Genomic DNA, 12,097 nt, shown 5'->3' with positions numbered 1-12,097 from the left:
GTACCTTGCATGCTCTGGTACCTTGCGTTGCATGTATCCGGCGGAGCGCGTGCAGACGAACCTCCGCAAGGGCGTGCTCGAGTGGTGCGCGCTCGCCGTGATTCGGGGCGGCGACGTGTACGGGCGAGACCTCGCCCGCCGGCTCGCCGAACTCGGCCTGCTCGCCGGCGAGGGGTCGCTGTACCCGCTGCTCGCGCGGCTGCGCGAACAGGGCTGGGTCGAAACGCGCTGGGCCGAGTCGGCCAGCGGCCCGCCGCGACGCTACTACCGGCTCACCGCAGCGGGAGCCGATGCGGTCGTCGCATTCGAGCAGACCTGGCGCGACGTGTCGGGGTCGGTCGAGGCCGCGCTCGCGGTGACCTCGCCGCCCGAGCGCGACGAGCGAGCAGAACAGGACGGGAAGGGATGACGGTGACGCATTCGCACGACGAGGTGACCGAGCGCGCCTACCTCGAGGAGGTGCGTCGCGAGGTCGCCGCGGTCGATCCGGCCCAGGCCGACGGCATCGTCGCCGAGCTCGGTGAGCACCTTCGCGAAGCCAGGGCGGATGCCGCGGAGCGCGGCGATTCGTTCGACCTCGACGCCGCACTCAGCGACCTCGGCGACCCGGCGGTCATCGCGGCCGCGGTCGAGCGGCCCGCAGGCGACCCCGCCGCCTCCGCTGGTCGAGGAGCGACCGACGAAGGAGGGAGCGTCTCGAGACCCGCTGGCGCGCCATACGGCGCGAGCCGGTTCCTCGACTCGACGGCGGGCGTCGCGATCACGCTCGTGCTCATCGGGATCCCGGTCATCTCGGCCGGCTTCTGGGCCTTCCTCGTCGGCCTCGCACTGCTCTGGACCTCGCGGCGCTGGCGGCTGGGCGACAAGGTGTTCGCGACGGTGGCGATCCCGGCGACCGTGGCCTTCTTCTTGCTGGTGCTGCGTACGACGGGATTCGGGTACCTGTGGACCGCCCTCGTCCTGGCGCCGCCGGTGATCGCCGTCGTGCTCCTGCTTCGGTTGCGCCGCAGCGCCGACGACCGGCGGCGGGTGCTGCAGGTGCCGCGGGCGCCTCGACACGACGCGCCGCGCGGCGGGGTGCTCGGCGTCGCCGATCGCTGGCCCGGTGCGGTGCTCGCGATCGCGGCGGTGCCGGTCGCGACGGCCATCGTGACCGTGCCTGCGCTGGTGTCGCACTCCTGGGCCGCGCTGCCCGTCACCGGTTGGATCGGCGCCCTCGTGCTGGTCATCGGAATCGCCGAGCTCCTCGTCTCGCGCGGCTGGAGCACGGCCGAGCGGATCCTGGGGGTGCTCGCCACCGGCGCGGCGGGCGCGGTGCTCGCCGTGACGCTGAGCGGAGTGATCGGTGCCATTCCCGGGGTGCGGGCGTGTCAGGGCGATGTCTGCATCGATCTCGCCCCGGGGCTGCCCGACCCCGTCACGCTGCTCGACCCGCTCGTGCGGTTCGTGCTGCCGTTCGTGCTCGTCGCGGTCGGCTGGGCGGCGGCGCGGTTCCGGTCGGCGCGCGAGCAGGTCGATTCGCTCGACGGATGGCCCGCGGCGATCGCCGCAGCGGTCGGGATGCTGTTCGGCGCGGTCGCGGTGGCCGCGGTGTTCGCGCTGCGCACCGCCGAGCCGGCCGCCCCGGGCGAGGTCGCGGGCTCCGCCATCGTGGCGGCCTGGCTCGCGATCGCCGGGTCGTTGCTCTGGCTCGTCGGGGTGGTCGTGGTGCTGCGATCGCGCCGCTGGGGCTCGGCCGACCGGTTGATCGCCACGATCTCGGCGCCGCTGCTGTGGTTGGGCGCGCTGCTCGTCGTCGACTCGGCGGCGACCGCGGGCGGGCGCTACTACGGCTCCGACCCGAACCCCTCGCTGACCGACTCGCTGGCCATCACCGGCGCGTGGCCCGTCGTGCTGGCGATCGTCGGCGCCGTGCAGCTCGCGATCGCCGTGCGCCTGCTCGTGGCGCGCGCTCGCTGACCCGCTTCCGCCCCCGCCCCCGCGCTCATTTCTTCCGCCGCGCCCACGGTTCGCCGTTCAGGAAGGCCGGCCGACTCCTCGGCTCCGGCTCGAGTTCCGTCCGGTGAAGGAATCGGCGAAGTTTCGCCGGCGACCGCCGGGAATCATGGCGATTCGCACGCGCGGGTGCCTACGCTCGTCCCAGAGACGCACCACGCACAACGCAGTCGTGAGGAGTACACGTGAAAGTCGGCATCGCCAGGGAGCGACGCGAGGGCGAGCTACGGGTGGCCGCCACGCCCGAGTCGGTGCGGCAGTTGCGCGGCATCGGGCTGGAGGTGATCGTCGAGCGCGGGGCCGGGGATGCCGCGGGGTTCCCCGACGGCGGGTACGTCGACGCGGGGGCGACCCTCGTCGACACGCTCGACCTGGGCCAGCTCGATGTGCTCGCGCACGTGCGCCCGCTCGACCCCGAGACGCCGGCGAAGCTGCGGGCCGGTGCCGTGACCGTCGGGCTCGGCTCGCCGGCGAGCGAGCTCGCGACGGTGCAGGCGCTCGCCGAGGCATCCACGACGTCGTTCGCCCTCGAGCTCGTGCCGCGGATCTCGCGCGCGCAGTCGATGGACGCGCTGACCAGCCAGTCGCTGATCAGCGGCTACCGCTGCGTGCTCGAGGCGGCCATGCGGCTGCCGCGGTTCTTCCCGCTGTTCATGACCGCCGCGGGCACCATCCCGCCCGCGAAGGTGCTCGTGCTCGGTGCGGGCGTCGCCGGCCTCCAGGCGATCGGCACCGCGAAGCGGCTCGGGGCTCGCGTGTCGGCGAACGACGTGCGCGCCGCGTCGGCCGACGAGGTGCGCTCGATGGGCGGCACGTTCATCGACCTCGACCTGGCCGCGGCCGACGCGGCGGGCGGCTACGCGAAGGAGCTCGGCGAAGACCGCGCCGAGCTGCAGCGGCGCCTGCTCGCCCCGCACGTCGCCGAGGCCGATGTGCTCATCACGACGGCCGCGATCCCGGGCCGGGCCGCCCCACGGCTGGTCACGGCCGAGATGGTCGCCGCGATGAAGCCCGGCTCGGTCATCGTCGACCTCGCGGCCGAGACCGGCGGCAACGTCGAGGGCGCGGTCGCCGGGGCGGATGTCCCGGTGCCCGTCGCGGGCGGGCACGGGCACGTCACGATCGTCGGCATGAAGGACGCCGCGTCGCGCATGCCGCACGATGCATCCAAGCTCTACGCGAAGAACGTGTCGAACCTCATCGAACTGCTCACCCACGACGGCGTCGTCGCGCCCGACTTCGACGACGAGGTCGTCGCCGGCGCCTGCCTCACCCACGCCGGCGAGGTGCGGCACCAGCCCACCGCGCAGGCGCTCGCCGAGGCATCCGTCGCAGCCCGCCCCACGGAAGGGATCGCCTGATGGACGCCATCGCCCTCGCCACCATCACCGTGCTCGCGATCTTCGTCGGCTTCGAGGTCGTCTCGAAGGTGTCGAGCACGCTGCACACGCCCCTGATGAGCGGCACCAACGCGATCCACGGCATCGTGCTCGTCGGCGCGATCATCGTGGCCGGCCAGGCATCCGACCCGTGGGTGCTCGTCCTCGCGCTGCTGGCCGTCGTGCTCGCCACCGCCAACCTGGTCGGCGGCTTCGTCGTCACCGACCGCATGCTCGAGATGTTCAAGGGCCGCCGCGCTTCGACAGGCTCAGCGAGCTCGCCGAGCCCGTCGAAGCGAACGGATGCCTCGACCTCCACGACCCCGAAGGGAGCCGCCGAGTGAGCGTGCTCGACCCGACCTGGAGCGCGCTGCTCTACCTCGTCGCCGCGATCTGCTTCATCCTCGCCCTGAAAGGCCTGTCGTCGCCGAAGACGGCGCGCCGCGGCAACCTGATCGGCGCCTTCGGTGCGCTCGTCGCCGTGGTCACCGTGTTCCTGTCGAGCCGGCTCGAGAACATCCCCTGGATCCTGGCCGCGATCGCCGTCGGCACGGCGATCGCCTGGCCCGTCGCGCGTCGCGTGCAGATGACGCAGATGCCGCAGCTCGTCGCCCTGCTGAACGGCGTCGGCGGCGGTGCGGCGGCGATCGTCGCGCTGCTCGAACTCGGCCATGCGGGCGACTGGTGGATCCGCCTCGCGATTGTGCTCACCCTGGTGATCGGCGCGATCTCGTTCGCCGGGTCGATCATCACGTTCCTGAAGCTGCAGGGCATCATGTCGGCGCGCGCCATCCTCTTCCCGGGGCTGCCGGTCGTGATGGGGCTCGTGATCGCCGCGGCGGTCGCGGCGGGCGCCTGGGTCGTCGCCGGCGGGCCGGCGTGGGCGGCCGTCGTCGTGCTCGGCCTCGGCGCGGTGGTCGGCGTGCTGCTCGTGCTGCCGGTCGGCGGCGCCGACGTGCCCATCGTCATCTCACTGCTGAACGCGTTCACCGGCCTCGCGGTCGCCGCATCGGGGTTCGTGCTCGGCAACGTGCTGCTCATCATCGCAGGCACGCTCGTCGGAGCATCCGGAACCATCCTCACCCGCGCGATGGCCCACGCGATGGGCCGCAGCGTCGCGGGCATCCTGTTCGGGGCCTTCAAGGGCGGGTCGACCGCCGGATCGACGACCGAGAGCGACCGCCCGGTGCGCTCGTCGAACGCCGAGGACGTCGCGGTGCTGCTGGGCTACGCGCAGAAGGTCATCATCGTGCCGGGGTACGGGCTCGCGGTCGCGCAGGGTCAGCACACCGTCGCCGAGCTGCGGCAGGCGCTCGAGGCGCGCGGAACCGAGGTGTCGTTCGCGATCCACCCGGTCGCCGGCCGCATGCCCGGGCACATGAACGTGCTGCTCGCCGAAGCCGACGTGCCCTACGAGGCGCTGAAGGAGATGGGCGAGATCAACAGCGAGTTCAAACAGGCGGATGTCGCGCTGGTCGTCGGCGCGAACGACGTCGTGAACCCCGCCGCGAAGTCGACCCCTGGGTCGCCGATCTACGGCATGCCGATCCTCGAGGCGGCCGACGCGAAGCAGGTGGTCTTCCTCAAGCGCTCGATGCGGCCCGGCTTCGCCGGCATCGAGAACGACCTGCTGTACGAACCGCAGACCACGCTGCTGTTCGGCGACGCGAAGGAGTCGCTCGCGAAGGTGCTCACCGCGGTGAAGGGGCTGTAGCCGGCGCCCACCCGGGCGGCACCGGGGAGTCGCTATCGCGGTCGCACCGTGAAACTCAGGTGCGTCGCCCTGGGCGATGCCTCCACGTTGGTCCGGGTCAGCGCGACCCGCCCCGCATCGACGTGCTCGAAGAGGCGGATGCCCGAACCGAACAGGACCGGCGACAGTGCGATCGAGAACTCGTCGACCAGGCCGGCGTTGAGGTACTGCACGATCGTGTCGGCACCGCCGGCGATGCGGACGTCGCGGTCGCCGGCCGCCTCGCGGGCTCGATCGAGCGCGGAATCGATGCCGTCGGTGACGAAGTGGAAGGTCGTTCCGCCCGGCCGGGTCCACGGTTCGCGCGGCTCGTGCGTCACGACGAAGACCGGGGTGTGGAACGGCGCGTCCTCGGGCCACCTCCGCTCGCCGGCATCGAACATGCGCTTGCCCATGATGCTGGCGCCGGTGCGGGCGAACGTCGCCGCAGCGAGGTCGTTGTCGCGGCCCTCTTCGCCGCCCTCGCCGAACCCGAGGTTCTCGCGGGTGAACCGCAGCGAGAGGGTCCACGCCTGCAACTCCATCCACAGCGGCCCCATGAGGTCTTCGGGTGCTTCGGGTGCGATGAACCCGTCGAGCGACATCGAGACGCTGAAGAACACGGTCGCGGTCATCGGTCGGCCCTCCGGCTCGCGACGAGCTCGGCGACGTACTCGGCGAGGTTGCCGAGGGTCTGCTGCCCGCCCTCGATCGCGTGGTACTTCTCGACGGCTTCGTCGCGTTGGCGTGCGGTGGCGAACAGGGTGCGGAGCGTCACCCGGGTCGCCGACCCGTCGGGTTCGAAGGTCAGGACCGACTCGAACGAGTTCGGGTCGTCGCGGTACTCGCCGTGCCGGAACTCGATCCGCTCGGGCGGGCTGAGCAGCGTCCACTTGATCCACTCGGGGTAGTCGGTGCCGTCGGGTCCGCGCATGCGGAAGTGCCACTCGCCGCCCACGCGGAACTCGAAGTCGCTGGTCGTGGTGGTGAATCCATCGGGCCCCCACCACTGCGAGAGATGCCGCACGGCGGTGAACGCCTCGAACACCAGCTCACGGGGCGCGTCGACGACCCGGGAGACGACGAGCTCGCGATCCGCCGTCGTCGGTCGGTCGGCCTGTGCCGGGGTGGTCTCATGCATCGGTGTCTCCCGTCGTGGTGGCCTGCTTGAGTTCTTGCACGTACGCGTCGAGGCGGCCGAAGCTCTCGCTCCAGAACCGCTCGAATCCGCCGGTCCACTCGTGCACCGTTCGCAGCCCGCGCGCATCCAGGCCGTAGAGGCGCTGCTTGCCCGCCTTGCGGTCCTGGACGAGCCCGACCTCTCGCAGCACCCGCAGGTGCTTGGACGCCCCCGGCTGGGAGAGCCCCAGCTCCGAGGCGAGCTCGGTCACCGGGCGTTCGCCCGTCTGCAGCAGCACCAGGATGTGGCGCCGCTGCGGCTCGGCGATCGCGTTGAAGACGTCCGAGGTCGTCGCTGCTCGTGCCATAGGTCGATCATATAACCATATGGCTATGTGTCAAGAGTATGGCCGGCGGCGGCCGTCACACCGTGGTCGACTCCCATTCCGCGTGCAGTTCGGCGAACTCGCCGCCCTCGGCGATGAGCTCGGCCGGCGAGCCGTCCTCGAGCAGCCTTCCCCCGCCGAGCACGAGCACGCGGTCGGCGATCTCGACCGTCGAGAGCCGGTGGGCGATGATGATCGCCGTGCGCCCGTCGAGCAGGCGAGCGAGCCCGCGCTGCACGAGGGCTTCGCTCGGCAGGTCGAGCGAGCTCGTGGCCTCGTCGAGGATCAGCACGGCCGGGTCGGCGAGGAACGCGCGCGCGAACGACACGAGCTGACGCTGCCCCGCCGAGAGCCGCCCACCGCGCTTGTTCACGTCGGTGTCGTACCCGTCGGGCAGCAGCTCGATGAACCGGTCGGCGCCGACCGCACGTGCCGCGGCGCGGATCTCCTCGCGGGTCGCCTCGGGCCGGCCGACGGCGATGTTCTCGGCGATCGAGCCGCTGAACAGGAACGCCTCCTGCGTCACCATGACGACGGCGCGGCGCAGGTCGGCGAACGCCACCTCGCGCACGTCGACGCCGTCCAGGCGCACGACACCCTCGGTCACGTCGTAGAAACGGGCGACGAGCTTGGCGAGGGTCGACTTGCCCGCTCCGGTCGAGCCGACGAGCGCCACGGTCTGCCCGGCGGGGATCACCAGGTCGAGGTGCGGCAGGATGTCCCGTTCGGGCGTGTAGCCGAAGCGCACGTCGTCGAACTCGATCCGACCGGCCGCGCGCGGCAGCGGCACCGGCTGACGCGGCGGGCGGATGCTCGGCTGCTCTTCGAGCAGACCCGAGATCTTCTCGAGTGCGGCGACCGACGACTGCAGCGAGTTGTAGAACTGCGCCATGTCCTGCACCGGCGTGAAGAACCGCTTCGCGTAGAGCACCGCGGCCACGAGCGCACCGACCGCGAGCGTGCCCGAGAACACCCGGTATCCGTCGACGGCCAGCAGTGCGGCGACGGTCACGTTGCCGATGAGCACCAGGCCGGGGTTGTAGACGCCGATGAGCCCGACCGCGCGCTGGTCGGCGACGCGGTACTCGTCGGCGAGCCGGGTGTGCTCGTCGAGGTTGCGGCGTTCGCGGTGGAACGCCTGCACCGCGCGGTGCCCCGCCATCGTCTCGACGAACTGCACGATGAGGTTCGCCGACGCGACGCGCGTCGAGCGGTAGTGCAGCTGCGATCGCTGCTGGAACCACCTCGTCAGGAACCACACCGGCACGGCAGCGGCGAGCAGCACGAGCCCGCTCCAGGGGTCGAGCACGAACAGGAGCCCGGCGATGAACGCCATGTACAGGAATCCCGACAGCAGCTGGTTCACGCCCGAGTCGAGCACTTCGCGTACCGCGTCGAGGTCGGACGTCTGCCGCGCGATGATGCGTCCCGACGTGTACGTCTCGTGGAATTCGAGGCTGAGCCGCTGGGTGTGCAGGAACACCCGCTTGCGCAGGTCGAACAGCGCGGCCTGCGAGATCCGCGCGTTCAGGCGGATGAACCACAGCGTGAGGACCCCGCCCGCGACGGCCGCGGTCAGGTAGGCGCCGCCGTCGAGCAGGATCCGCGTCGGGTCGCCGCTGATCAGGGCGGGCAGCCCCGCATCGATGGCGGATGCCACGAGCAGCGGCCCGAGCGCCTTCGCACCCTGGGCGGATGCCACGAGCAGCAGCATGAGCGCGAACCGCCACCGCATCGGGCGCAGCAGCGAACCGAGCAGGTGCAGCGAACGCCGCCGCACGAAGCGGGCGCGCTCGCGCTCGAGCTGGATGTCGTCTTCGAATGCGACGCCGCTCATCGTCGTGCCCTCGCGATCGCCGTCGCGCCCGTCGGTTTCGCGGACGCGCCCGCCGGCTTCGCGGACGCGTCCGCCGGCTTCGCCGTCGCGGTGCGCTGCGCACGCGCGGCACCGTCGGCAGGGATCGGACCCACTCCGGATTCGCGCACCGGACGTGCCTGCCTGGCGAGCACCGAGCGGTACAGCTCGTGCGTCGCGAGCAGTTCGGCATGGGTGTCGACCGCGACGATGCGGCCCTCGTGCAGCAGCGCCACCCGGTCGGCGAGGGCGACCGTCGACGGCCGGTGCGCGACGACCAGCGTCGTGGTGCCGCGCAGCGAGGCCCGCAGGCGTTCGGTGACCAGCGCCTCGGTGCGCACGTCGAGCGCCGAGAGCGGGTCGTCGAGGATGAGCACCCGCGGCGCGGGGGCGATGGCGCGGGCGAGCGCGATGCGCTGGCGCTGGCCGCCCGACAGGCTGAGGCCCTCTTCGCCGATCATCGCGTCGACGCCGCCGGGAAGCGAGTGCACGAAGTCGGCGCCGGCGACGTCGAGCGCTTGCCGCAGCACGTCGTCGCCCGCGTCGGGCACGCCGAGCAGCACGTTCTCGCGCACCGATGCGGAGAACAGCACCGGGTCTTCGAACGCCATCGACACGTGCGTGCGAAGAGTCAACCGGTCGAGGTGGCGCACGTCGATGCCGCCGACCCGCACCGCGCCCCCGGTGACGTCGTACAGCCGCGGTACGAGCTGGGCGAGCGTGCTCTTGCCGCCGCCGGTGAGCGCGACGAGCGCGAGGGTCTCCCCCGGCTCGACGACGAGGTCGACTCCGTCGAGCAGGTCGGGTGCCTCGGGCGGCGCGTCGGGATAGCGGAAGCGCACGTCGGCGAACTCGAGCCGGATGCCTCGCTCCACGCGGCCCGACCGAGCCGTCGAGACATCCGAGACATCCGTGCTGTTCGAAGCATCCGTGTTGATCGAAGCATCCGTGCTGTCTGAAGGTTCCATGCCGATCGGGGCATCCAAGCTCTGCCGCTCGCCCTCGGCGGGGTCGAGGATCGTGTTCGGCACGTCGAGCACCTCGAAGTACCGATCGATCGCGGCCTTGGCGTCCATCGACATCGCGAACTGCTCGCCCAGCCGGCCGAGCGGGCCGTTGACGAGGGCCGCGGTCGCGAAGAACGCGACCAGCGCGCCCACCGTGAGGTCGCCGTCGGCGACCAGGAACGCGCCCACGACGAGCGCGACCGCGAGGGCGGCCTCGGGCAGCAGGGTGAGCAGCATCGAGACGGTCGACAGCGAGCGCGACTTCGAGAGCTCGGTCTCGCGCAGCTCGTCGGCGCGGGCGGCGAACGAGTCGAGCGCGTCGCGTCCGCGCCCGAAGGCCTTCAGGACGCGGATACCGCGGACCGACTCCTCGACGACCGTGGCGAGGTCGCCCGCCTGATCCTGCGCGAGGCGCGAGGCGATGCGGTACCGGCGGCGGAACCGGAAGCTCATGACGAGCACCGGCAGCGCGGCCGCCGCGTAGATCACGCCGAGCAGCCAGCTCGAGGCGAACATGAGCGCCGTGCCGATCGCGATCGTGATCGCGTTCACGCAGATCATGATCATGCCGAAGCTGATCCAGCGGCGGAACCGGCGGATGTCGCTCATCGACCTCGACAGCAACTGCCCGCTGCCCCACTCGTCGTGGAACGCGACCGGCAACTCGGTGAGGTGTGCGTAGAGGCGCACGCGCAGCTTCGCCTCGAGCTTCGTGCCCGGGGCGAGCACGAGCTGGCGGCGCGCGGTGAGCAGCGCCGCCTCGGCGATGCCGAGCGCGAGCACGATCCCGACGCCCCACCACAGGGCGACCGGGTCGGAGTCGGCGAAGAGCGGACCGTTCACGATCCACTGCAGCACCTGCGGAATCGCGAGCGCGACCGCGCTCGCCAGCACCGCCGTGGTCAAGCCCAGCGCGAGCCGGGGCACGACCTCGCGCGAAAGAGGGTAGAGGCGCACCAGCGATCGGCTGAACGAGCTCTCGGCGGTACCGGTCATTCGTCCTCCGTGGCGAGGGTGTGCGCGGCCGCAGCGGCGACCGCGTCGGCGAGCTCGGCGATGCGTTGCGGATCGTCGGGAAGCCTGGTCGTGGCGACCCGGATGTGCGGGGCCAGGTCGCCGAAGGTGCTCCGCGAGCCCGGGCTGGCCGAGACGCCGTGCTCGGCCAACCGCAGCAACGCATCGCGCTCGTCGGCCACCGGCACCCAGGCGAAGAACCCGCCCGCCCCCTGCGCGGAGATGCCCCGTGCTGCGAGCGCGTCGAGCAGGGCGCGGTTACGGCGGGCGTACGTCTCGGCAGCGGCGATGATCAGGGCGTCGGCCGACGCGTCCCGCATGAGCGCGGCGAGGGCGTCCTGCAGGAGTGGATTCGGCCGTGCGCCTTCGAGCCGCTGCACCTCGGCGACGGCGTGAACGGCGGTGCTCCCGCCCGCGAGGACCGCGGTCTGCAGCAGCGGACCGAACGCACGCGCGAGGTGCACGACCCTGAGCACTCGGTCGGGCAGCACTGCGCCGAGGCTCTCCCCCCTGGTCGTGCCACCGCCGGGGTGCCGGCCGCCGAGCGGCCCGGCGGGATCTTCCTCGAGGATCCACGGCGGCGCCGGAGCATTCGCGATGAGCTCCGCGAGTTCGTCGCGTCGACGCCTGGTGAGCGAAGCGCCGAGCGGAACCGCGGCGACCGGCTGGAACGCCAGCATCGTCAGGCCCTGCTCGAGAGCCGCCGCGACCGATTCGGGCAGCGGACCATCCGCGTCGGAGGCGATGGGGACCACCCGCGCGCCCGCGGCGCGGAGCAGGGCGAGGTTCCGCACGCACGTCGGATCCTCGACGGCGACGACATCGCCGGGTCGGAGGAGAGCGGTGTAGGCCAGGTGCATCGCGGCGTGCATGCCTGGCGCGGCTGCCACGGCCTGGGGGGTGAAGGAGAGCCCCGGGACGACTGCCGCACGGAGAGCCGGTGTGATCAGGTCGCTGCCGGAGTCGTCGGTGGTGTCGATCGCGGCGACGAGAAACGCGGTGGGGTCGGGGAGGAAGGCGGGATCGGCGCTTGCACGGCCGAGGTCGATGCGGTCGCGTCGGAGGAAGGCCCCGGCGACGTCGGGATCGCTCGAGCGGCCGACTCCCGTATCGCCCAGGGCGAGTCCGGCGGTGTCGGGGGTCTCGGCGCTGCGCGACGACACCGTCGTGCCGCCCCGGCGCCGAGTGTCGAGCAGACCGAGCCGCCTGAGCTCCGTCCACGCGTCGGCGACCGAGCCCACGCTGGTATCGAGCGCCGCGGCGACATCGCGAATCGTGGGCAGGCGGGTGCCCGGCGGCAGGGCACCCGAGGTGATGAGGTCGGCGATGGTGCGGCGGATGTCCTCGGACCGGGTGCCGCCGATCCGCTCCGCCAAGTCGAGCGCCGTGAGCGTTCCCTCGGTAGCGATCTCCATCGGCTCCTCCTTCCCATACGAATGTTCAGAATAGGGACGAGCATATCCGAACATAACCGCAATGTAATCCGAGGTCATGTGCAGACATTGGAGAACATATTCGCCGGCCCGGATTGACGACCGTTTTGTCTGCTGAGGAGCATTGCGGTCACGGCGGATGCATTCCCCGCCATCGACCGACAGCAACCGCTCACC

Annotated in this window: 11 protein-coding genes; 5 read left to right on the top strand and 6 right to left on the bottom strand. The window is 71.8% G+C overall.

Annotated elements, in window-relative coordinates:
* Nucleotides 1–31: 31 nt before the first annotated feature.
* From MTO99_RS14400 to MTO99_RS14380, 5 genes are all read left to right on the top strand, one after another.
* Nucleotides 32–409 carry a PadR family transcriptional regulator gene (locus MTO99_RS14400; RefSeq protein ID WP_243554324.1) on the top strand — a complete coding sequence of 126 codons (378 nt, stop codon included), beginning with the start codon at nucleotides 32–34 and terminating at the stop codon, nucleotides 407–409.
* Nucleotides 406–1,959 (top strand): HAAS signaling domain-containing protein, encoded by a 1,554-nt coding sequence (locus MTO99_RS14395; protein WP_243554323.1) that lies wholly within the window; start codon nucleotides 406–408, stop codon nucleotides 1,957–1,959. The genes MTO99_RS14400 and MTO99_RS14395 overlap by 4 nt, the downstream gene beginning before the upstream one ends.
* 221 nt (nucleotides 1,960–2,180) lie before the next feature.
* A complete protein-coding gene (locus MTO99_RS14390) occupies nucleotides 2,181–3,356 on the top strand; it encodes a Re/Si-specific NAD(P)(+) transhydrogenase subunit alpha (protein ID WP_243554322.1) in 1,176 nt (391 codons plus the stop codon).
* Nucleotides 3,356–3,718, top strand: coding sequence for an NAD(P) transhydrogenase subunit alpha part 2 (locus MTO99_RS14385; RefSeq protein WP_243554321.1), 363 nt, complete (start codon nucleotides 3,356–3,358; stop codon nucleotides 3,716–3,718). Before MTO99_RS14390 ends, MTO99_RS14385 begins: the two co-directional genes overlap by 1 nt.
* On the top strand, nucleotides 3,715–5,088 hold the full coding sequence (locus tag MTO99_RS14380) for an NAD(P)(+) transhydrogenase (Re/Si-specific) subunit beta (RefSeq protein ID WP_243554320.1): 1,374 nt from the start codon (nucleotides 3,715–3,717) through the stop codon (nucleotides 5,086–5,088). Before MTO99_RS14385 ends, MTO99_RS14380 begins: the two co-directional genes overlap by 4 nt.
* 32 nt (nucleotides 5,089–5,120) lie before the next feature.
* Here MTO99_RS14380 and MTO99_RS14375 read toward each other — a convergent pair whose 3' ends face one another.
* From MTO99_RS14375 to MTO99_RS14350, 6 genes are read right to left on the bottom strand one after another with little or no spacing between them, the layout of a single operon-like run.
* Nucleotides 5,121–5,741, bottom strand: a complete 621-nt coding sequence (locus MTO99_RS14375) for a dihydrofolate reductase family protein (RefSeq protein ID WP_243554319.1) — start codon at nucleotides 5,739–5,741, stop codon at nucleotides 5,121–5,123.
* Nucleotides 5,738–6,247, bottom strand: a complete 510-nt coding sequence (locus MTO99_RS14370; RefSeq protein WP_243554318.1) for an SRPBCC family protein — start codon at nucleotides 6,245–6,247, stop codon at nucleotides 5,738–5,740. The genes MTO99_RS14375 and MTO99_RS14370 overlap by 4 nt, the downstream gene beginning before the upstream one ends.
* Nucleotides 6,240–6,593, bottom strand: coding sequence for an ArsR/SmtB family transcription factor (locus tag MTO99_RS14365; protein ID WP_243554317.1), 354 nt, complete (start codon nucleotides 6,591–6,593; stop codon nucleotides 6,240–6,242). Before MTO99_RS14365 ends, MTO99_RS14370 begins: the two co-directional genes overlap by 8 nt.
* Before the next feature lie 55 nt (nucleotides 6,594–6,648).
* Complete coding sequence (locus MTO99_RS14360; RefSeq protein WP_243554316.1) at nucleotides 6,649–8,448, bottom strand: ABC transporter ATP-binding protein; 1,800 nt, start codon at nucleotides 8,446–8,448, stop codon at nucleotides 6,649–6,651.
* Nucleotides 8,445–10,469 carry an ABC transporter ATP-binding protein gene (locus MTO99_RS14355; RefSeq protein ID WP_243554315.1) on the bottom strand — a complete coding sequence of 675 codons (2,025 nt, stop codon included), beginning with the start codon at nucleotides 10,467–10,469 and terminating at the stop codon, nucleotides 8,445–8,447. Before MTO99_RS14355 ends, MTO99_RS14360 begins: the two co-directional genes overlap by 4 nt.
* Nucleotides 10,466–11,902 carry a GntR family transcriptional regulator gene (locus tag MTO99_RS14350; RefSeq protein WP_243554314.1) on the bottom strand — a complete coding sequence of 479 codons (1,437 nt, stop codon included), beginning with the start codon at nucleotides 11,900–11,902 and terminating at the stop codon, nucleotides 10,466–10,468. The genes MTO99_RS14355 and MTO99_RS14350 overlap by 4 nt, the downstream gene beginning before the upstream one ends.
* Nucleotides 11,903–12,097: the final 195 nt, after the last annotated feature.

Source organism: Agromyces larvae (genome assembly GCF_022811705.1).
Taxonomy (GTDB): Bacteria; Actinomycetota; Actinomycetes; order Actinomycetales; family Microbacteriaceae; genus Agromyces; species Agromyces larvae.
This window is presented reverse-complemented; position numbering and strand designations above follow the sequence as displayed.

What these genes read in the sequence shown, in the direction of transcription:
- MTO99_RS14400 (WP_243554324.1), top strand. Translation starts at nt 32, where the DNA reads ATGTATCCGGCGGAGCGCGTGCAGACGAACCTCCGCAAGGGCGTGCTC.
- MTO99_RS14395 (WP_243554323.1), top strand. Translation starts at nt 406, where the DNA reads ATGACGGTGACGCATTCGCACGACGAGGTGACCGAGCGCGCCTACCTC.
- MTO99_RS14385 (WP_243554321.1), top strand. Translation starts at nt 3,356, where the DNA reads ATGGACGCCATCGCCCTCGCCACCATCACCGTGCTCGCGATCTTCGTC.
- MTO99_RS14375 (WP_243554319.1), bottom strand. Translation starts at nt 5,741, where the DNA reads ATGACCGCGACCGTGTTCTTCAGCGTCTCGATGTCGCTCGACGGGTTC.
- MTO99_RS14370 (WP_243554318.1), bottom strand. Translation starts at nt 6,247, where the DNA reads ATGCATGAGACCACCCCGGCACAGGCCGACCGACCGACGACGGCGGAT.
- MTO99_RS14365 (WP_243554317.1), bottom strand. Translation starts at nt 6,593, where the DNA reads ATGGCACGAGCAGCGACGACCTCGGACGTCTTCAACGCGATCGCCGAG.
- MTO99_RS14360 (WP_243554316.1), bottom strand. Translation starts at nt 8,448, where the DNA reads ATGAGCGGCGTCGCATTCGAAGACGACATCCAGCTCGAGCGCGAGCGC.
- MTO99_RS14355 (WP_243554315.1), bottom strand. Translation starts at nt 10,469, where the DNA reads ATGACCGGTACCGCCGAGAGCTCGTTCAGCCGATCGCTGGTGCGCCTC.
- MTO99_RS14350 (WP_243554314.1), bottom strand. Translation starts at nt 11,902, where the DNA reads ATGGAGATCGCTACCGAGGGAACGCTCACGGCGCTCGACTTGGCGGAG.